17 protein-coding genes and 1 riboswitch are annotated in these 20,667 nt (G+C 30.3%); of the genes, 8 read left to right on the plus strand and 9 right to left on the minus strand.

Annotated elements, in window-relative coordinates; genetic code table 11:
- Positions 1-290: 290 nt before the first annotated feature.
- Together CC89_RS16845 and CC89_RS16850 are read left to right on the plus strand one after the other, a co-directional pair.
- Entirely contained in the window at positions 291-1,226 is a 936-nt protein-coding gene (locus CC89_RS16845) for a 3-hydroxyacyl-CoA dehydrogenase family protein (protein WP_035294156.1), read from the plus strand.
- A gap of 764 nt (positions 1,227-1,990) precedes the next feature.
- Positions 1,991-2,326, plus strand: coding sequence for a HesB-like protein (locus CC89_RS16850; RefSeq protein WP_035294157.1), 336 nt, complete (start codon positions 1,991-1,993; stop codon positions 2,324-2,326).
- A gap of 146 nt (positions 2,327-2,472) precedes the next feature.
- Here the strand turns inward: CC89_RS16850 and CC89_RS16855 are convergent, their stop codons facing one another.
- The 4 genes from CC89_RS16855 to CC89_RS16870 form a co-directional block, all read right to left on the minus strand.
- Complete coding sequence (locus CC89_RS16855; protein WP_035294158.1) at positions 2,473-4,308, minus strand: beta-propeller domain-containing protein; 1,836 nt, start codon at positions 4,306-4,308, stop codon at positions 2,473-2,475.
- A gap of 76 nt (positions 4,309-4,384) precedes the next feature.
- Positions 4,385-5,782, minus strand: a complete 1,398-nt coding sequence (locus CC89_RS16860) for a sensor histidine kinase (protein WP_035294159.1) — start codon at positions 5,780-5,782, stop codon at positions 4,385-4,387.
- A gap of 25 nt (positions 5,783-5,807) precedes the next feature.
- Positions 5,808-6,455, minus strand: a complete 648-nt coding sequence (locus CC89_RS16865; RefSeq protein WP_035294160.1) for a response regulator transcription factor — start codon at positions 6,453-6,455, stop codon at positions 5,808-5,810.
- 24 nt (positions 6,456-6,479) lie between these two features.
- On the minus strand, positions 6,480-7,262 hold the full coding sequence (locus CC89_RS16870) for a YdcF family protein (RefSeq protein ID WP_035294162.1): 783 nt from the start codon (positions 7,260-7,262) through the stop codon (positions 6,480-6,482).
- 324 nt (positions 7,263-7,586) lie between these two features.
- Between CC89_RS16870 and CC89_RS16875 the strand changes: the two genes are divergently transcribed.
- From CC89_RS16875 to gcvPB, 5 genes are all read left to right on the plus strand, one after another.
- Positions 7,587-8,861 carry an MFS transporter gene (locus CC89_RS16875; RefSeq protein ID WP_035294165.1) on the plus strand — a complete coding sequence of 425 codons (1,275 nt, stop codon included), beginning with the start codon at positions 7,587-7,589 and terminating at the stop codon, positions 8,859-8,861.
- 259 nt (positions 8,862-9,120) lie between these two features.
- Positions 9,121-9,218, plus strand: a riboswitch (glycine riboswitch).
- A gap of 146 nt (positions 9,219-9,364) precedes the next feature.
- Positions 9,365-10,468, plus strand: coding sequence for a glycine cleavage system aminomethyltransferase GcvT (gene gcvT / locus CC89_RS16880; RefSeq protein WP_035294166.1), 1,104 nt, complete (start codon positions 9,365-9,367; stop codon positions 10,466-10,468).
- Between the two features lie 242 nt (positions 10,469-10,710).
- Entirely contained in the window at positions 10,711-11,094 is a 384-nt protein-coding gene (gene gcvH, locus CC89_RS16885; protein WP_035294167.1) for a glycine cleavage system protein GcvH, read from the plus strand.
- Positions 11,095-11,096: 2 nt separating this feature from the next.
- The gene (gcvPA, locus tag CC89_RS16890) at positions 11,097-12,446 is read left to right on the plus strand and encodes an aminomethyl-transferring glycine dehydrogenase subunit GcvPA (RefSeq protein WP_035294169.1); all 1,350 of its coding nucleotides are present in this window, start codon (positions 11,097-11,099) and stop codon (positions 12,444-12,446) included.
- Positions 12,447-12,515: 69 nt separating this feature from the next.
- Positions 12,516-13,970, plus strand: coding sequence for an aminomethyl-transferring glycine dehydrogenase subunit GcvPB (gcvPB, locus tag CC89_RS16895; protein ID WP_035294170.1), 1,455 nt, complete (start codon positions 12,516-12,518; stop codon positions 13,968-13,970).
- 201 nt (positions 13,971-14,171) lie between these two features.
- Here the strand turns inward: gcvPB and CC89_RS16900 are convergent, their stop codons facing one another.
- From CC89_RS16900 to CC89_RS16910, 3 genes are all read right to left on the minus strand, one after another.
- Positions 14,172-14,531, minus strand: a complete 360-nt coding sequence (locus CC89_RS16900) for a hypothetical protein (protein ID WP_035294172.1) — start codon at positions 14,529-14,531, stop codon at positions 14,172-14,174.
- A 482-nt stretch (positions 14,532-15,013) separates the two neighbouring features.
- Complete coding sequence (locus tag CC89_RS16905; protein ID WP_035294175.1) at positions 15,014-16,159, minus strand: amidohydrolase; 1,146 nt, start codon at positions 16,157-16,159, stop codon at positions 15,014-15,016.
- Positions 16,160-16,484: 325 nt separating this feature from the next.
- Positions 16,485-16,751, minus strand: a complete 267-nt coding sequence (locus CC89_RS16910) for a hypothetical protein (RefSeq protein ID WP_035294177.1) — start codon at positions 16,749-16,751, stop codon at positions 16,485-16,487.
- A gap of 776 nt (positions 16,752-17,527) precedes the next feature.
- Here CC89_RS16910 and CC89_RS16915 point away from each other — a divergent pair.
- The gene (locus CC89_RS16915) at positions 17,528-17,734 is read left to right on the plus strand and encodes a hypothetical protein (RefSeq protein WP_035294179.1); all 207 of its coding nucleotides are present in this window, start codon (positions 17,528-17,530) and stop codon (positions 17,732-17,734) included.
- An 815-nt stretch (positions 17,735-18,549) separates the two neighbouring features.
- Here CC89_RS16915 and CC89_RS16920 read toward each other — a convergent pair.
- Positions 18,550-19,854, minus strand: coding sequence for a pyrimidine-nucleoside phosphorylase (locus CC89_RS16920; protein ID WP_035294182.1), 1,305 nt, complete (start codon positions 19,852-19,854; stop codon positions 18,550-18,552).
- A gap of 64 nt (positions 19,855-19,918) precedes the next feature.
- A complete protein-coding gene (gene deoC / locus CC89_RS16925; RefSeq protein ID WP_035294184.1) occupies positions 19,919-20,608 on the minus strand; it encodes a deoxyribose-phosphate aldolase in 690 nt (229 codons plus the stop codon).
- Between the last annotated feature and the right edge of the window lie 59 nt (positions 20,609-20,667).

Raw genomic sequence — 20,667 nt, forward strand, 5'->3', positions numbered from 1 at the left:
CTATAATCTGTACTAATTTTAACATATTTATAATAATAAAAGGATAAGTTAATTGTTTTATAGAATATTAGATTTAAACAACTAAGGCACATTCAAATAAATAATAAGTCAGCATATTATTCTATTTTGCGTCATACTGTGTCAGCGGAGTCCGCCAGATAGTCCTACCAAAGGCGGAACCTGCTTCCTTGTCTGGCACAAAATATACTAGCATCTTTGACTTGCTATTTCTTTTCATGTACCTAATTCACTTTACAAATAATTATATATAAAATCAAGGGGGATATGCTATGGTTATAAAAAAAATTGGAGTACTTGGTACAGGGACTATGGGGCATGGTGTAGCTCAGCTTTGTGCACAAGCAGGCTTTGAAGTTAATATGTATGGAAGATCCGATGAAAGCTTAAATAGAGGTTTTACAAATATAAAAAAGGATCTTTCTATAATGGTTTCAAATAATAAAATAACCAAAGAAGAAAGCGAAAGAGTCTTTTCCAAAATAAAGGGAGTTAAAACTTTAAAAGAAGTTTGTGATGGGGTGCAATTAATAGTAGAGTGTTTAGCAGAAAAAATAGAACTAAAAAGAGATATTTTTAATCAATTGGATTCTTTATGTTCTAAAGAAGTAATATTAACATCTAGTACCTCTGGCTTAAATCCTAGCGACATAGCAAAAGAGACTAAAAATCCAGAGAGGGTTGTGGTAGCACACTTTTGGAATCCACCTCAACTTATACCTTTAGTAGAAGTAGTACCTGGATGTAAAACTTCTGCTGAAGTAGTTGATAAAACTGTTCAGTGGGTAAAAAACATAGGTAAGCAGCCAGTTAAAATGAATAAAGAGTGTCCAGGCTTTATAGGAAACAGACTTCAATTAGCTCTTTTAAGAGAGGCATTATACATTGTGGAACAGGGCTATGCAGATCCTGAAGAAGTAGATAAAGCTGTAGAGTATAGTTTTGGAAGACGTGTTCCTTTAACAGGTCCACTAAAAAGTGCCGATTTAGGTGGACTAGATATTTTTTATAATATAGCTTCTTATTTATTCAAAGACTTATGTAGTCAAACAGAGCCTTCTAAACTATTAAGCGAAAGAGTGTCTGAGGGCAAATTAGGAACAAAAAAAGGTGCTGGCATATATAACTGGACGGAGGAAGAAATAAATAGTATTCAGAAAAAACGTCAAGAATTATTAATGTACTTTTTGGATTTAGATAAAAAATAAGGTATATAATAGATTATAATCCAATGTGAACTATAACCGAGATAAACAACAGTGGTTTTCATAAATTTTCTATAAAAATGTAATTGTCTCAAAATAGAAAATCAAGCTACAACTTTCTATTTTGAGACAATGCCTTTTAAGCAAAAAAATTAAGCTTATAAAAAGCTTAATCAACCTAAAATAATTTAAATAAAGGGGGAATTTTTATAAATGCTTAAATCAAGCATTATAAAAATTCATCAACTGCAAAATAATGTTTATATTAAATTAATCACAGATGAAATCAAAAGCCCTCAAGGATAATCAGCCCCCTCTAATTTCATCTGAATAATTAATAAAAACCAAACCTTAAATTTTTATTCTCTAAAATGTATCAATATATTTAAATACCCCAAATTAAACATACGATATACATAATTAACTTACATTATATATATGTTATCACTATTTTCAAATAAATGCAATGTTTTTATATATGCATTTCATTTTTTTTATTAAGACACACTAAATACAAACTATATTCATTATATTTATATTGATATAATACACATATATAAATGAATATCACTTTTCAACATCATATTTCTAAATAGTACAAATATTTTCAAATATTACTCCATATACCGACATTTTTTTAATTATCTTATTTAATATTTTCACAACAACATATTATATATACGTTGAATTTTGTTACATTTTGTATTATGATTATGTTATAAATACTATTATTTAATAATGGTTATAATTTTTAGGAGGTGGCTAAAATGTCAGCTATAAAAATGAGCGACACCGCTTATAAGGAATTTAAAAGTTTTTTAGATGATAATAATGTAACTAATAATACCATAAGAATATTTTTAGCTGGAGTTGGGTGTAGTGGTCCTCAATTTAATCTGGCTTTAAGTGAGAAAAATATTGGAGATGTATCTGAGCAAATTGGAGATTTAACTTTCCTAGTGGCTGGAAATCTCTTTGAAGAATTCAAAGGCTTTGAAATAAAATGTCCTGAAGAAAATGATTTGGATAGTTTCACCATAGAACCTTTTGAAATAGGAGAATTCAATGGCTGCGCCGCTTGTGGTGGAAACTGTGGGCACTAAAATATAAACACAAATGCATATTAAATACTTTTATTAATACAAAATACAATTATTAATTAATATAAAACTTTCTTTATTAATATAAGAATCCCTTAGCTAAATTTTAACTAAGGGATTTTTTATTAAAGCTCAATAACCTTTTCAAATTAATATAAGTAACTAAGCCTTTCATTTTTCAAATCTGTCAGTTCCCAATTTCCTTTTGCATCCTTATGAAGTATTATTTTATATATAGTATCTTTAGGCTTTTCCTTAAGTTTAATGTAAACCTTGCAGTAGTTTCCATTATATATGTTAGCTGCCAAACCTGGTTTAGCTATATCCCAAAACTGAATTTGAACTAAACTCAATTCCTTGTCTTTAAATATTCCCATAAACATTTTTCCTTCTTTTCCCTTAACTAAGTAGTCCATGCATAGCTTTTTTACCTTTTGATATTCTTCTGCATAATTAAAAGTACTTAACCCAGTTACGTACCATTTGCTTTCCTTAGCATTATAGGTAAGAGCTACTTCTACGTCTACATTTATAATACTTCCACCAGAATTTTTCATCACTCCTAATACCTCAACATAGGCATTAGTATTATCAATAACTTTATAATTAGCAGCTTGAAGTTTTAAATCATACTCGCTAGAAGGAATAGTAGCAACTATATCATTTTTATCTTTATATATATATTCCATATCTAATAAAGCATATTGATTTAATGCATCATTGTTAGAAAAATACTTTTTAGTTTCATCCATATCATATACTCCGCTGCACATATATTCAGCTACAACCTCTGATGCACCCCTTATAGCCTTAAATATTTCTTGTGTTTGCTTATCTACAGCTCCTGTGGAAAATTGTACTGAACTAGTCTCAAAGTCTATTTGCTCTTTGTTTTCACCAGCTATTTGAGCCTTTTTACCATCTGGAGATATAGAAAATTTTCCTCCTGATACCGGATATCTTTTCCTCTCCTTGCCATTTTTATCCATTAAAATTAAAGTGAATTTACTTTCCTCTTCAACTTTGTTCTTTATAGTATATGCAAAATCACCATTATAAATAAATTTAGCATCATATATGCATTTTTTATCTATCACCGTAGCCTTATAAGAATCATTTATATTATTTATATAATATAATCTAAAGTCATTTTCTCCCACTAATAAGGCAGATGTTTTATATGAATCTCTAAATTTACCATTATATACTTTCTTTATCTTATTACCTTTGTCATCTACTATAAAAGTAGATACTTTATTTAAAGTAGATTTTGTTATTTCATTGGTAGTAACATAATAGTGCTCTCTATCTAAAACACCCTTGTAATATTTACTTTCATTGCTGCTATAGGACTCTATTTTTTCTTTAGAATCCATATAGTATATGGTGTTATTCACCAGATTAGCATGTTCTGTATAAAGTCTCTTTCCATCAGGCGACCAACCAAAATAAGTTACAAAATCACCCTTTGTCTCATCTTGAAACATAAATCTCTTCTTATCAATGCTATATATATATAATTTTTCTCCTGACAAAAATGCTATTATGTTCCCCTGTTTATTCCATTTTGATAAAGTCACTAAATCTATATCACTTTTAAGAACAGTACTATTCTTCTCCTGTACATCGTAAAGCATTAAATAAAATTTAGAAGAAACTTCACCACTTATTATATTTTTGTTATTTCCAACTTCTTTAGACTCAGACATATAAAATATATATTTATTATCTGGAGAAACAGCAATAAGAGTATTGTTAAATTCTTGGTCAAAATTAGTATTTCTAAAAGGATTTATTCCTTTAGTAATTACTTGTCCATCAATTTTTCTTATTTCATTTTGATTCTTATCCTGATAAACTTCATATAATTTATTGTCTCTAGTCTCCATAGTGGAACAACCATAAAAAATTCCTATAAGCACTAACCCCATAATAGGAAGAATTACATTCTTATTAGGTTTATTGTTAAAAATCTTCTTTTTCACAATATCCCTCCTGTGTTTCTAATATATCACGTAAATTTATTGAAACTTCATCTTCTCCGTAAAATAGTTGTAAATTTCAGAATATTACTTTAACGGTAGTTCCCACCTTTATCTTACTTTCTATTTTAAGCTTAGCATTATGTCTTCTTATTATTTCACTGCTTAGTGCTAATCCCAATCCTACTCCACCTTCTTTTCTAGAACGAGATTTGTCCACTCTATAGAAAGGCTCTATTACTTTTTCTATTTCTTCTTCTACCATACCTTTTCCAAAATCCTTCACATATATATAATTTCCTTCATGATTTTTACCTGTTCCCAGTATTATTTTTGAATTTTCATTAGATGCCTTTATAGCGTTATCTACTAAGTTTATAAAAACACCCTTTATCATATCTTTGTCTAAAGGTAACTTTATATCTTCACCTACTACTTCTAAAGCTATGTTTTTTTCCCCGCACTTAATTTTCATAATTTCACGTATATCTGTTAATATAGGCATTACACTTTGCTCAGATATACAAAGCGGATCTTCTCTAGCTATTATCATCTTCATTAAAGTGTTTATTAATTTTAGCATTCTACTTCCTTCAAAATATATATAGTTTAAACCTTTATGAAAGGTTTCCTCATCATATTTTATCTTCATAAGAAGTTCCGCATAACCTATGATAGATGTAAGTGGTGTCCTTAATTCATGAGCTAAATTATCAATAAATCTCTGCTTCTTTTGGCTTTCTATTTCCAATTGAGTTATTTTACTTTCTATCTCGTCTGCCATAGTATTAAATCTTCCTGCAAGTATACCGATCTCATCTCTGTTTTTTACATTAACTCTATCCTTGTAATCTCCTTTACTTATGTTATACGTTACATCTGTTAAATTTTCTATAGGTTTTATCATCATCTTGCTTATTGTCCCAGTTATTGCTGTTATAATCATAAGACCTATTATACCAACCTCAAAAAAGAAAACATATTGACCAGTTTTCTGCTTGTCTATCTCTGTAATATCCTTTATATAACTCAAAATAAACTTCTTATTTTCTGCCTCAAAACTTTGATTTGTAAAAATATAATGTTTATTTTTTTCTTTCCTAAGTATATAATTTCGTTTGCCGTTTAATGCAGATTTTAATTCTTCACCTCTATTAAAACTAAATATGCTTTCTTTAGGAGCAATAATTTCTCCATTTTCCTTATATATCTCTATATAACTATTTTCATCTTCAAACATATTTACTATTCTTTGACTGTAACTATCCAAATCGATTTTTTCATCCATTTGCTTTTGATTTACCATCAAATACAAAACAGAGTTTCTAAATACATTGTTTTGTTCTTTAAGACATCTGTTTATTTCCTTACTTAATAAATCATTATAGGTCTTTTCTGTAACTACAATGCCTGTAATAGTTAATGTGAAAAAATATATACTTATGCACAAAAAGAAAATCTTCCATCTAAATTTCAACTTTACGACCTCCACCTTAGTTAAACTACTCTAGTCTATATCCTATCTTGTATACGGTCTTTATTCTTTCAGTATCTAATTTATGCCTAAGTCTTTGTATATGCATATCTACTGTTCTAGTATTTCCTTCATATTCATAATTCCATATTAACTCCAATATTTTTTCTCTGGATAATGCTATGCCTTTGTTATCTACTAATAACTTTAATAGTTCAAATTCTTTAGGTGTCAACTCCACCTCTTCTCCATCCTTAAAGACTCTTCTCTTATCCTCATGTATTTCTATATTATCAAATTTCTTAATATTATCTTCTTTATCACTTCTTCTAAATAAAGCATTTATTCTTGCTATTAATTCCATGCCTTCAAAAGGTTTAGTTATATAGTCATCTGCTCCTAGGTTCAAACCTTTAACCTTATCCTTTAAACTATCCATGGCAGTTAATAATATAACTGGTACATCCCTTTCAATTATATGAGGTAATAACTCATATCCGTTTATTTTAGGGATCATTATATCTAGTACCACTAAATCTAAAGCCTTTGTCTTTATAATTTCCAAGGCCCTTTCTCCATCTTCTGCTTCTAATGTATCAAATCCAACCATTGACAAATTAAGTTTTATTAGTTCTCTTATAGGTTCTTCATCTTCTACTATTAATATAGTTTTCATTAATTATCTCTCCCTCTTACTATACTATCTATCAAAAATCATAGATTTTACTACAGCTAAAGCTTCTCTCACATAAAAATTAAGCTGAAGAGTAGTCATGACCTTTGCAGGTATTCCTTGTAATTCTATACCAACTCTTTCTCCTAGCATTTTAGCTCTAAAAATATGAAAATTACTTGTTACAACTGCTATTTTTAATTTCATAATTTCTTCAAAATTTTTATTTTCAATCTTCATAAGTTTTTCTCTGGAAAAAAGTAAATTTTCATAGGTATTTCTTGATTTATCCTCCTTTATAATTCTATTCCTTTCTATACCCTTATTCAAAAAATACTTTTCCATAGCTTCAGCTTCAGTTATTTCCTCATTAAGTCCCTTTCCTCCTGATACTACTATTTTAGTCTTAGGATGATCTTTTACATACTCCCATGCCTTCTCCACCCTTTGATAAAGAGTAAGTGACATGTTTTTTCCTTGTAAACCAGCTCCTAATACTATTATATAATCCGAATCACCTGTGTAATTCTTATTTCCATAATATAATATAGGAATTTCTATTATTATAAACATAATTACAAATACACAAATCATGGTTTTTACTATTTTTCTCACACCCACAAATTTCTTTAGAATTTCTATATTATTTCTCTTCAAAATTCCACTTATAATAAATATTATACCAATAAATAGCCAAAATCGTGAAAAACTTATTTTAAAATTAAAACAAAGCAATACAATATAATACACTAAAGATAAAGCTCCCAAAATTATTAATATAGTGCTTATTTTCTTATTATTTCTACTCATTCCAGCCTCCAATTATTGAAAATTGAATTTATAATTTTAATATTAATTATATCTATCAATAACCACCCCACGCATGCCTCTATATTGTCAATACAAAATTTAATGATAACTATGTACCTAAATAGCAAGTACCACTATGTATTATTTTACCACAACATAGCCATTAAGTTCACCTTTTAAATGTAAAATTAAAATCAAATTTCATCTTCATTGATGATTTAAAATTATAATTGATTATCGACAATATTGCCTTTCTTTCTCACTGGTAGTAAAATATATTTAACTGTGAATCTTCTAAAATTTCTAAAAGAAAGGTTGTATTCAATGAAAAAATTATGGAATGTTAAGGGTAAAAAAAATACTGTAATAAATAACAATATGAAATACTACATTTTAAATGGAATACTTTTTACCATTATGACTTCATTATATAAATCCTTTGCAGATAAATTTATAACCAGACTAGGAGGAGGATCTTTTCACCTTTCCTTATATAATGCTTTGCCTGGATTAATAGGCGCTTTTTTTATGTTTCCCGGAATAATTCTCATAAGCAAAACAAAAAATAAGAAAAAAACTATGTCTAAGTTCTTTCTTATGAGCAGATTTACAATTTTCTCTTTTGCATTTGTTCCTTTTTTTCCAATTAAATATAGACCTACTATATTTATAATGCTATTTACCCTTATGAGTCTTCCTGAATCCCTATCTGTAATGTCACTACAGAGTTTTTCAGGAGATATATTTCCTGAAGAAGATCGTTCTACAGCTATATCGTTGAGAAATAAATTTTCAACACTTTTTAATGTTATTTTTCTATTTATTTTAGGTGAAATATTTAACATAGTAGCCCATAACAATGAACAAGCTGTAATACTATACCAAATTTTATTTGTACTATCATTTATAATAGGACTTATAGAAATTTCCACTTTTATGAAATTAAAAGAAGTAAACACTATCCAAATGAAAGAAGAATCCCTCAAGGATTTAAAAATTCAAATACCTAAAATTTTAAAAAACAAGAATTTTAGTGGCTTTTTATTCTGTTCCTTAATATTCCACTTTGGATGGCAAATGGGATGGCCCCTATTTAGTATTTATCAGATAAAATATCTACACGCTAATGAATTGTGGCTTACTATTATAAACGTTTCTTCTAATGTAGTTATGTTTTTTTGCTATAGTTATTGGAACAAGCTTATACAAAAAAAGGGCAATGCTTTTGTAATAATGTTTGCCACTTTCGGCATGGCTATAACACCTATTTTTTATGCACTTTCCTATAATTTATATATATTAACTTTGACAGGTTTAATAACTGGTTTTTTTACTTCTGGCACACTGACAGTTATTTTAAGCTCTTTATTGGAAGTTTGTCCTGAAGAAAATAGACTTCTATATGTGGGAATACATGCTACTTTTACAAACCTAACCTTGTCTATAGCACCTATGGTAGGAAACCTCGTACTCTCTCATACCAATATATATATTGCTCTATGCGCATCAGGTTTCTTCAGACTTATTGGAAGCATTGCTTTTTACATAAGGAAAAAATATATAAAAAAGAATGTTAATACTTCCTCCATGTGTTGTTAAATTTAAAACTAAAAACAACCATGTATTTGTAAATTCAATAGCCTCCATAGGTATTATAAATATTTTGAATAATTTTTATCTTGAAAAAAATCATAAAAAGTGATAAATTTAAAAATGTACAATTGATTAATTAAGTTTTATAAGTAAATTATTTAATATTCTAGATGACGATAGCATGAGATACCCTTGGGTAGCCGAAGGAGCAATACATAAACAGCCTAAATTTATGTAGAAACTTTCAGGCAAATATAATGCTATTGGATAGATCTCTGGAGAGACCTTTTAAAGGCACCGAAGGAACTACTATGGTTTAACATCCATATAAAAATTCTCAGGTAAAAGTACAGAGGATATAAAGGCATAAGGAACCACTATGCCCTTATATTCCTCTGTTATTTTTTTATAAAAATTTAATTATAGTTATATAGTTAATTTTAAAATAATTACTAATTTAATATTTCTCGGAAATTACTATTTAATTATATCATGGAAGGAGGACAATTATGGAAAATTTAAAAAGAACACCTCTTTTTCAGGCTCATACTAAGTTAGGTGGGAAATTGGTGGATTTTGCTGGTTGGGAATTACCTATTCAATACGAAGGAATTATTCAGGAACATGAGGCAGTAAGAACTGCTGCTGGTTTATTCGATGTTTCACACATGGGAGAGGTGGATGTAAAAGGCCAAGATGCTCTTAACTTTATTCAGCATATAATTACAAATGATGCTTCTAAACTTGAAAAAAACCAAGCTCTATACACTCTTATGTGCCATCCAAATGGAGGTGTAGTAGATGATATTTTAGTTTATAAATTCAATGATGAGCATTTCTTCTTAGTAATAAATGCAGCTAATACTGATAAAGATGTAAAGTGGCTAATGGATAATTCTAAAAATTTCAATGTAACTATAGATAATATATCAAATAAAATAGGACAAGTTGCTCTACAGGGTCCAAAAGCTCAAGAAATACTTGCAGCTTTGACAGACACAGATTTGGATTCTATTAAATTCTTTTACTGTAATAGAGACGTGATTATTGATGGTGTGAAATGCTTAGTTTCAAGAACAGGATACACTGGTGAAGATGGTTTTGAGATTTTCTCCTCTGCAGAAGAAATAGAAAAAGTTTGGAACAGTCTTTTATCATATGGAAAAGATAAAGGTCTACAGCCTGCTGCCTTAGGTGCCAGAGACACTTTAAGATTCGAAGCTAATTTACCGCTGTATGGCAATGAACTTTCAGATGAAATAACTCCTCTTGAAGCTGGTTTAGGTTTCTTTGTTAAACTAGATAAAAACCATTTCATAGGAAAAGATGCTTTAGTTAAACAAAAATCAGAAGGACTAAGGAAAAAAATAGTAGCTTTTCAAATGGAAAAAGGTATTCCAAGACATGGATATGAAGTGTACAAGGATGATACTAAAATAGGCTTTGTTACAACAGGTTATTCTTCACCAAGTTTAAAGAAAACTATAGGATTAGCTCTTATAGATGCTGAATATTCAGCTCTTGATTCCGAAATAGGAATAAAAATAAGAAAAAATGTAAAACCTGCTAGAATAATAAAAAAGAGTTTCTACAAGAGAAATTACAAAAAATAAAAGTAATTTATAAAAGCACTTTATGGAAATGGACTACAAAAAATTATAAAATAGTTACAATTTCAAAATTAAACTTATTGAAAATAGCATTTTAACTCAACTTTCACAGTTATAAAATGAAATTGTAAAATTTACGTGCAAAAGTTGAAATTGTAATTAATAACTTTAAGTTAATATTTATAACAAAATAATAAATTATAGCTAAAATAAATTTTAAAATAAAACTTAGGAGGTTTTTAAATATGAAAGTTATAGAAGGCTTATATTATTCTAAAGAACACGAATGGGTAAAATTAGATGGAGATACTGCTTACATAGGAATCACAGACTATGCTCAAGATGCCCTTGGAGATATAGTTTATGTAGAACTTCCAGAAATAGATGATGAAATCCTTGAAGGAGATGCTCTAAGTGTTGTAGAGTCAGTTAAGGCTGCATCTGATGTCTATATGCCTATAGATGGCAAAGTTATAGAAGTAAATGAAGCTCTAGATGACGACGTAGAGTTAGTTAATAATGACCCTTACAATAGCTGGATTGCAAAAGTTGAAATTTTAAACAAAGATCAAATAAAGGATTTAATGAGTGCTGAAGAGTACCAAGAATTCTGTTCTAAGGAGGCATAAAAATGTTTCCATACATTCCAAACACAGAGGAAGATGAAAAGAAAATATTAGATTATTTAGGATTAAATAAAGTAGATGATTTATTTAGCGACATTCCTGAAGATTTAAGACTAAAGGACAGACTAAATATTAATGAACCTTTAAGTGAAATGGAAGTAAGCACCAAAATCACACACACAGCAAATAAAAACATCTCCACAGAAGACAGCATATGCTTCCTTGGAGCTGGAGCTTACGACCATTTTATACCTTCTATTATACACCACATTACTTCAAGAAGCGAGTTTTACACTGCTTATACACCATATCAACCAGAAATAAGTCAAGGAACCTTACAGGCAATTTTTGAATATCAAACTATGATATGCAATCTTACAGGTATGGATGTTTCTAATGCTTCTATGTACGACGGTGCTTCTGCCACTGCCGAAGCATGTAATATGGCTTTAGACAACTGTAAAGGAAATTCAATAGTTATTTCTAAAACTGTTCACCCAGAGGTAAGAAGAGTAGTAAAAACTTATATGAGGTTTAAAAATGTTGACGTTATAGAAATAGATTTTAAGGATGGCTGCACAGATATGGAGCTTCTTAAATCTAAGGTAAATAAGGATACCCTCGGAGTAATAGTTCAAAATCCTAACTTCTTTGGAGTAGTAGAAGACTACAGTGAAGTTTCTAAAATAGCTCATGATAATAAAGCATTGTTTATAATGAATGTAGACCCAATTTCCCTTGGCATATTAAAAACTCCAAAAGAATACGGAGCAGATATAGCTGTAGGCGAGGGGCAAGTTCTTGGAAACCCTTTAAGTTTTGGTGGTCCTTACCTTGGATTCATGGCTGTTACTAAAAAGCTTATGCGTAAGATGCCTGGAAGAATTGTAGGACAAACTGAAGATCTGGATGGAAAGAGAGCTTTCGTACTCACCCTTCAAGCAAGAGAACAACACATAAGAAGAGAAAAGGCTACATCAAACATCTGCTCAAACCAAGCTCTTAATGCTTTAACTGCTACTATATACCTTTCTACCTTAGGTAAACAAGGTATAAAAGAAGTGGCAAATCAATGTGCTAAAAAAGCTTACTATGCTTATAATAAATTAATATCCACTGGAAAGTTTAGACCTGTATGGAATAAGCCTTTCTTTAGAGAATTTGTATTAGAGACAGATATGGATATAGCTCTATTAAATACGGAATTGATTAAATACGGAATTACCGGAGGATATTCTCTAGAAAAATCCTACCCTCTTTGCAAAAATCAAATTCTTTTTTGCGTAACAGAGAAACGAACTAAAGAAGAAATTGATTATTTGGCAAAGATTATAGAGGGAGGTGAACTGTTGTAAAAACTTTGATAAATTCTATAAAAATATGCATTATATGGAATTCTATAAGTTTTTAGCAACGGGCATAAAATGTTAAGTTATGATAAATTAATTTTCGAAGTTTCTAAAAAAGGAAGAATTGGTTATTCTCTACCTAAATGCGATGTAGAAGATGTATCTATAGACACTATAATCCCTAAAGAACTTTTAAGAGAAGAAGACGCTCTACTACCTGAAGTTAGTGAAAATGAAGTAGTAAGACACTTCACTCTTTTAAGCAATAAAAACTTTGGAGTAGATTCAGGCTTTTACCCTCTAGGTTCCTGTACTATGAAATATAATCCTAAAATAAATGAGGATATGGCTGCATTAAATACCCTTCAAAATATTCATCCATATCAAGAGGAAGAGACAGTTCAAGGTGCTTTAGAAATAATGTATGATTTGAATTGCAAATTAAGTGAGATTACTGGTATGGATTATGTATCCCTTCAACCTGCTGCCGGTGCTCATGGTGAACTTACAGGTCTTATGATAATAAAAGCCTATCATGACAAAAGAGAAGATAAAAAGAGAACTAAAATAATAGTTCCAGATTCTGCTCATGGAACTAATCCCGCTAGCGCCAATGTAGCTGGTTTTGAAATAGTAGAAGTAAAATCCAATGAAAATGGCGGAGTAGATATTGAAAGCTTAAAATCTGTATTAAATGATGAGATAGCAGGTTTAATGCTTACAAACCCAAATACTTTGGGTATATTTGATCCTAATATAAAATTAATTTCTTCACTAGTACATGAAGCTGGTGGACTTGTATACTACGATGGAGCAAATTTAAATGCTGTCATGGGTAAATCTAGGCCTGGAGATATGGGCTTTGATGTGGTTCACTTAAATCTACACAAAACCTTTGCAGCTCCCCATGGTGGTGGAGGCCCTGGAAGCGGTCCTGTAGGCGTTAAGAAACATCTAATTCCTTTTGTGCCAGTTCCAGTAGTAGAAAAAACTGAAAATAGCTTTGTTCTAAACTATGATAAAGAGGATTCTATAGGAAAAGTAAAAAGCTTCTATGGCAATTTCGGAGTTATGGTAAAATCCTATGCATATATTTTAACTATGGGTGCAGAAGGCTTAAGAAAATCTAGCGAAACTGCAGTACTTAATGCTAACTATTTACAAAAGAAACTTAAGGATCATTACAATCTGCCTTATGATGGCATTTGCAAACATGAATTTGTTCTAGGTGGATTAAAAGAACCTAATGGCGTTGGTACTTTAGATGTGGCAAAACGTCTTTTAGACTACGGATATCATCCACCAACTATATACTTCCCTCTTATAGTAGATTCTGCAATAATGATTGAACCTACTGAATCAGAAAGTTTGGAAACTCTAGATGGCTTTGCTGATTCCATGATTAGCATAAGTGAGGAGGCAAAAAAAGATGCTGAAATCCTTCATTCCGCACCTTTAACTACCCCTTTAAAGAGATTAGATGAAGTCAAAGCTGCTAGAAGTTTAATTTTAAAATGGGAAGATAAATAAATCTTTTGTGTATCGAATTAATTACTTACAGTATTATTAACTATAGGAATTTAAATTAAATATTCAATTTAAATAAAACCCCATCTATATATCAAACTATACTAGATGGGGTTTATTTTTATATTTTTATTCTATAGGCTACCTGTATTATCTACAATTCATAATTTAGATTGGTACTTTTTTAATGTAAGATTTAAAGTCCTATTCTTTAATAACCTCATAATCCACATCATTTACATATTTTATATTTCTAATTTGACCTTTTTCATTTATTTCTATTATATTTTCTTTTACTACAACGCCCTCAATTCTTTTAATAGCACTAGCGCCTATGTCTATAGCTCTATCTAGTGCATCACCTGTAATATCCGAAGCTTTTCTAGAAGTCTCTCCTACTATGTTTCCTAATGCTCTGGTAAAATTCCTGCTCCCCTTGGCAAAATTAGGTTTATCCGCAATATCTGCTATTGCGCCAACCACTTCTCCAGTTATTTTTATATTATATTCCACCACTGTACCTAAAACTCTCCCGGTACCCTTTAGTATTCTACCTATCTTCATAATATCACTCCGGTAAATATTTTATTTATACCATAGTTGTTTTTGTAATCCCTATACCTTTACTACTGCCCATATCCATCTATTTCATTTATATAACTATGATTAAACCACAAAAAGGTATAATGTGATAGAATTATGCAATTTCTCCTCCATGACTTGCATAAGAGCTAGGAACAATAAATTTAATTTAAGAAATTCTAATCTTTTAGCCATATAAAATTATCTAACGCTCACATTCAGCGTCCTGCCTCAGGTTCGCTAGCCTGGCGTCCTTGCCAGGCTTACGATAATTTTATCTGTCTAAAAGAAGAATTTCTAAAATTAAATTTAAATAGTTCCTTCGCTTCTTATGCAACTCATTCCAGAGAAATTTCATAATTCAAGCAATGTAATACTTATTGTGGGTTAATCATAAATATGATTCTCCCACAAAACGCATTACATTACCTGAATTATACCTTATTGTGGGTTAATCATAACTATTATTTTCCGTATACCATTTCTCCATCTATAAATACATATTTAGTAGATGCCTGCAAATCAAAAGGATGCTTATCGAATATAGCTATGTCTGCATCTTTACCCTCTTCTATGGAACCAACTCTATCTTGTATGCCTAGTATCTCTGCTGCATTTATAGTAATGGCTTTTAATGCAGTTTCTTCATCTAATCCAGCTTTAACTCCTAATGCTGCACAAAGTGGTAAATTTTCAAGTGGTATAACAGGGTGATCTGTCATAATTGCAAACTTAACTCCTGCATCTTTTAAAACCTTTAATGTCTCAAAAGTTTTATTTTTAACTTCTATCTTAGTTCTAAATCCAAAAGTAGGTCCAACTATGGCATTGAAATTTTCCTTAGCTAGTTCATCTGCTATTAAATGTCCTTCAGTGCAGTGATCTAATGTTAAATTTACATCAAACTCCTTAGCTATTCTTATAGCAGTGAATATATCATCTGCTCTGTGTGCATGTGCCTTTAATGGAATTTCTTTTTTAAGCACAGGTATTAATGCTTCCATTTTCATATCAAAAGCTGGCTTATTTTCACCATTTTCTTTTTTGTCTAAATAATCCTTGGCTTTCATAAGACTTTCTCTTAATATGGAAGCCGTAGCCATTCTAGTAGATGGAGATTGCTTTTTAGCATCATAGCATCTCTTTGGATTTTCTCCAAAAGCACATTTCATAGCTGCATTTTCCTTTACTATCATATTATCTATTCTAATTCCCTTAGTCTTAATTATCGCAAAAGTTCCACCTAATACATTGGCACTACCTGGACCTGTACAAACACAAGTAACCCCATTTTCATAAGCTTCCTTAAAAGCTGAATCCATAGGATTTATAGCATCAATAGCTCTTAACTGTGGTGTAGTTGGATCTGTAATTTCATTACCATCCTCACCTTCAAAACCCATATCCTGTTCAAACAAACCTATATGGCAATGAGCATCAATAAATCCTGGAGTCACATATCCACCTTCTGCATCTACTACATTACAATTTTCAGGTATATTAATATTTTTACCTACTTTTACAATTTTATTATCTTGTATTAATATTTCCCCATTCTCTATAACCTCACCAGCCATAGTTAAAATTTTTCCATTTTTAATTAATGTCATTTTAATCCCCCCAAACATTTTCATTAAGGTACATGAAGAGAAATAACAATTCAAAGACGTTAGTATATCTTGTGTCCGACAAGAAAGCAATTTACGCCTTTGGTATGACTATCGGCGGGTTCTGCTGACGCAGATCACGCAAAATAGACTAGCATACTGACTTGTTATTTATTTGAATGTGCCTAACCTTATTATAGCACATACATTAAATAAATTTCCAAAGCTATACATATTTAATTCAACTTTCACAGTTATAAAATAAAAATGTAAAATTAAATTCCCACTAGGCAACTATCAAATTGGCACACTAGCACATTAAACTCGCCTACTTTTCCACATCCTCATAGTCCACATCAACTATTCCATCATCGTTAACAGTGTACCCCTTTTTCTTATGTTCTAAATCTTTTTTCTTGTTCTTAAAATAACTTACCAAATTCATAATTCCCCTATATGCAAGCCATGCTAAAAGAATAATAGCTCCTATCTTGAATATTCCTATAGCAAGTTTTATAGTCAAAGCCAATATCATAAGAAAGATTAAAATGTATAATATAGATTTTATTAAATCACTAAATTTATTAGAATTCATATTATTCTCCCCTCACTATATTTATTATTATTTACATTTATTATTTATATGTATTATAACACAAAACTTTATTATAAGTTATATTTTAACCTATAATAAAGTATTAATAATTTGTTAATTCCACATAATTAACTTCTTCTTTATCCCTTATTTTATTATACTACATTATTTGTAAATTTTGCTATGCTAAATGTTAGTGTTGACATTAAATCATTTTTAGAAGCAAGTACAATAAGAAAAATCTATCTTTAAGTCCACAATAAATATATTTTCTTAGACCGTTCACAATACGCCAAGAAATTCTAATGTTTTCAAATTTCAATACCCTAAAGCTTTCAAACTCGCTTCTGACGGCGCTCAAACATGAAAACTTCTTAACGGGTATTGAAATTTGAAAACAAAGAATTTCTAAGGCTAGCTCAATAGTCTAAGAAAATATATTTATTGTTACCTTAAAGACAGATTTTTTAGTTCATACATAAGCTATCAGAGGAGGAACACAGCTGACCAAAGAATGATTTTCCTCCGTTTAGCTATGGGAAATCTTTAATTTATAAATAGGAAAAGGGTAATAATCTTTTTAGGTGGAGTCTTTCATTTTAGTCATTAGTCCCTGATCATTCATTATAAATCAACGGTCTACCTCCAATAAAAATTTCCAAGGTACTTAAATGAAAAACCATATATTGAAATTAATATTATAATAGAACATAGAATAATTATAATTTATTAAACAATTGTAAAATATAACAAATTAAAAGGGGTGGAAATTAGAAATGTTTAAATTGGGAAGCTATTTGCTATTTATTACTTTTACTCAATTAATTATTGCAATCTTATTTATTCAATCATTACCTGGTGTTGGGATAAACTACACATTTGAAAATATTCATCCATTAATAAAGATTATAGTTCTACTTGAATTAAGTTTTTCAGGATTTCTTATTTACAAAGGATACTCCAAAATTGATAAAACAAAATAGAGGTTTATACGAAATAGTAAAATTGAGCTCTTAGCTAAATCCATATATTAAACTGGCTATCGCCAAAAAAATTTTCAAAGCACTTAAATAAAAAAAATCTATAACTATCCCATTAATGAAATAGTTATAGATTTTCTTGCTATACCTTTTATTTAATTGAAGATTTTCCGTAACATAATGGAGGAAAATCATCCTTTAGTAGCCCGTCTCCCTCCACAAGTAATGTACGTATGAACTTAAAAATCTGCTTTTAATGGAGTGATAAATGTGAAATTTAGGACTATTGAACTAGCCTTAGAACTTCTTTATTTGTCCATTTAAAGAACCGTTAAGAAGTTTTCATTGTCTGAGCGAGGTACGAGTGAGTTTGAAAACTTTAGGTTATTTAAATGGACAATTATTTAGAAGTTCTTGGCGTACTGTTCACAGTCCAAAATTTCACATTTATCACGGAATTAAAAGCAGATTTTTATTACGGCATCTCCACCCAATATATGCTATCTTATGATTATCCCACAATAAGTATTACATTGCTTGAATTATGAAATTTCTCTGGAATGAGTTGCATAAGAAGCGAAGGAACTATTTAAATTTAATTTTAGAAATTCTTCTTTTAGACAGATAAAATTATCGTAACCCTTAAAAGGACGCCAGGCTAGCGAACCTGAGGCAGGACGCTGAATGTGAGCGTTAGATAATTTTATATGGCTAAAAGATTAGAATTTCTTAAATTAAATTTATTGTTCCAAGCTCTTATGCAAGTCATGGAGGACAAATTTCATAATTCCATTACATTCTACCTTATTGTGGGTTAATCATCTTATAACATCATAAACAAGTGGTACTTTATTGCTATATTGCTCTTTTATTTCATAGTTATTTATGATATCTTTCACTGCTTTTTCTGCTTTCTTCTCATGGTTAGCATGAACATAAGCTATTATATCTCCCTCAGCTACCTTTTCTCCTCTTTTCTTAGCTAATACTATGCCTACTGCTAAGTCGATTACATCTTCTTTAGTAGCTCTGCCTGCTCCTAATTCCATAGCAATCACTCCTATGTTTTCAGCGTGTATCTTGCTTACATAACCTGCTTTTGGACTTTTTACTGGAACTACGTATTTAGCCTTTGGAAGTTTATCAGTATCTTCCACTTGCTCCGCATTTCCACCTTGAGCTTTTATGAATTCTTTAAATTTAGCTAAAGCTGATCCATCTTTTATTGTTCCTAAAAGCATTTCTTTAGCTTCCTTTATAGTTACAGCTTTTTTAGCTAAAAGCACCATATTGCTTCCTAAAGTTAAACAAAGTTCTAATAAGTCTTCTGGACCATTTCCTTTCAATGTATCTATAGCTTCCTTAACTTCTAAGGCATTTCCTATGGCAAATCCTAGTGGTTGATCCATATCAGATATTACAGCTACAGTGTTTTTACTAACATTCTTACCTATATTAACCATAGCTGTTCCAAGTGCTTTAGCATCTCCAAAAGTCTTCATGAAAGCCCCCTCTCCAACTTTAACGTCTAAAACAATAGCATCAGCTCCAGAAGCTATCTTTTTACTCATTATGCTTGAAGATATAAGTGATAAATTATCTACTGTTCCTGTTACATCTCTTAGCGCATATAATTTTTTATCTGCTGGGGCTAAGTCTGGGGTTTGACCATTAACTGCTATTTTTATGGTATTTACATTATTTATGAATTGCTCCTCGCTTATCTCCACTGAGAAACCATCAAAAGATTCTAGTTTATCAATAGTTCCACCAGTGTGACCTAATCCTCTACCAGACATTTTAGCCACTGGAATTCCAAGTGCTGCAACCATTGGAGTTAACACTAAAGTGGTAGTGTCTCCAACTCCTCCTGTACTGTGTTTATCTACCTTTATACCTTCTATTTTAGACAAATCAAGCATATCTCCTGAGTGTACCATAGCCATAGTTAAATCTGCTGTCTCTCTAGCGTTCATCTTTTGAAAAAATATAGCCATTAAAAGAGATGCTACTTGGTAATCTGGAATATTTCCTTTAGTATAATTATCTATAAAAAAGTTTATTTCTTCAGTTGTAAGTTCTTCACCATTTCTTTTTTTAATTATCAAATCATACATTCTCATATTTCTTCAGCTCCCTTCACAAAACACTATTTATCAATTAATTTTGTGCACTTATTTATATTTATTAGTAAAGACCCGCTCCCTTAGTTTCTTCCATGTCCTCACTTTCTGCCTGCTGCACTATCTTTATACCTGCACTAGCTCCTATTCTGCTAGCTCCAGCATTAATCATATCCATGCAAGCTTTATAGTCTCTTATTCCTCCAGATGCCTTTACTCCTAATTCTTTTCCTACTACTTTTCTCATTAAAGCTATATCTTCTTTATTAGCCCCACCTGTTGAAAATCCTGTAGAGGTTTTTACAAAATCTGCTCCTGCTTCTTTTGAGAGCTCACATGATTTTACTTTTTCTTCTTCGGTTAAAAGGCAAGTTTCTATTATAACTTTTACAAGTGCTTTGCCTTTTGCGGCTTCTACTACAGATTTTATGTCTTCTTTTACTACATCATATTTCTTATCTTTTAGAGCTCCTACATTTATAACCATATCTACTTCTTTAGCACCATCTTTTATAGCCTTCTCTGTTTCAAAAGCTTTAACTTCTTTAGTGTTAGTTCCTAAAGGAAAACCTATTACAACACAAGTTTTCACTTCTGTTCCTTCTAATTCTTTAGTTACTAATGAAGCATAGTAAGGGTTTACACATACTGATGCAAACTTATATTCTCTAGCCTCTTTACATACTTTAATAACTTGCTCCTCTGTAGCCTCTGGTTTTAATAATGTGTGGTCAATGTATTGCTGTATTTTCATAACTATCTCTCCTTATTTTAAAATTTTATCCCATAGCTCACTACCGCAATGTTTACACC

The organism is Clostridium sp. KNHs214 (assembly GCF_000744935.1).
In the GTDB taxonomy this organism is placed as follows: domain Bacteria; phylum Bacillota; class Clostridia; order Clostridiales; family Clostridiaceae; genus Haloimpatiens.

What these genes read in the sequence shown, in the direction of transcription:
- gcvT (WP_035294166.1), top strand. Translation starts at nt 9,365, where the DNA reads ATGGAAAATTTAAAAAGAACACCTCTTTTTCAGGCTCATACTAAGTTA.
- gcvH (WP_035294167.1), top strand. Translation starts at nt 10,711, where the DNA reads ATGAAAGTTATAGAAGGCTTATATTATTCTAAAGAACACGAATGGGTA.
- CC89_RS16845 (WP_035294156.1), top strand. Translation starts at nt 291, where the DNA reads ATGGTTATAAAAAAAATTGGAGTACTTGGTACAGGGACTATGGGGCAT.
- deoC (WP_035294184.1), bottom strand. Translation starts at nt 20,608, where the DNA reads ATGAAAATACAGCAATACATTGACCACACATTATTAAAACCAGAGGCT.
- CC89_RS16910 (WP_035294177.1), bottom strand. Translation starts at nt 16,751, where the DNA reads ATGAATTCTAATAAATTTAGTGATTTAATAAAATCTATATTATACATT.
- CC89_RS16900 (WP_035294172.1), bottom strand. Translation starts at nt 14,531, where the DNA reads ATGAAGATAGGTAGAATACTAAAGGGTACCGGGAGAGTTTTAGGTACA.
- CC89_RS16850 (WP_035294157.1), top strand. Translation starts at nt 1,991, where the DNA reads ATGTCAGCTATAAAAATGAGCGACACCGCTTATAAGGAATTTAAAAGT.
- gcvPB (WP_035294170.1), top strand. Translation starts at nt 12,516, where the DNA reads ATGTTAAGTTATGATAAATTAATTTTCGAAGTTTCTAAAAAAGGAAGA.
- CC89_RS16905 (WP_035294175.1), bottom strand. Translation starts at nt 16,159, where the DNA reads ATGACATTAATTAAAAATGGAAAAATTTTAACTATGGCTGGTGAGGTT.
- CC89_RS16915 (WP_035294179.1), top strand. Translation starts at nt 17,528, where the DNA reads ATGTTTAAATTGGGAAGCTATTTGCTATTTATTACTTTTACTCAATTA.
- CC89_RS16875 (WP_035294165.1), top strand. Translation starts at nt 7,587, where the DNA reads ATGAAAAAATTATGGAATGTTAAGGGTAAAAAAAATACTGTAATAAAT.
- CC89_RS16865 (WP_035294160.1), bottom strand. Translation starts at nt 6,455, where the DNA reads ATGAAAACTATATTAATAGTAGAAGATGAAGAACCTATAAGAGAACTA.
- CC89_RS16920 (WP_035294182.1), bottom strand. Translation starts at nt 19,854, where the DNA reads ATGAGAATGTATGATTTGATAATTAAAAAAAGAAATGGTGAAGAACTT.
- CC89_RS16870 (WP_035294162.1), bottom strand. Translation starts at nt 7,262, where the DNA reads ATGAGTAGAAATAATAAGAAAATAAGCACTATATTAATAATTTTGGGA.
- gcvPA (WP_035294169.1), top strand. Translation starts at nt 11,097, where the DNA reads ATGTTTCCATACATTCCAAACACAGAGGAAGATGAAAAGAAAATATTA.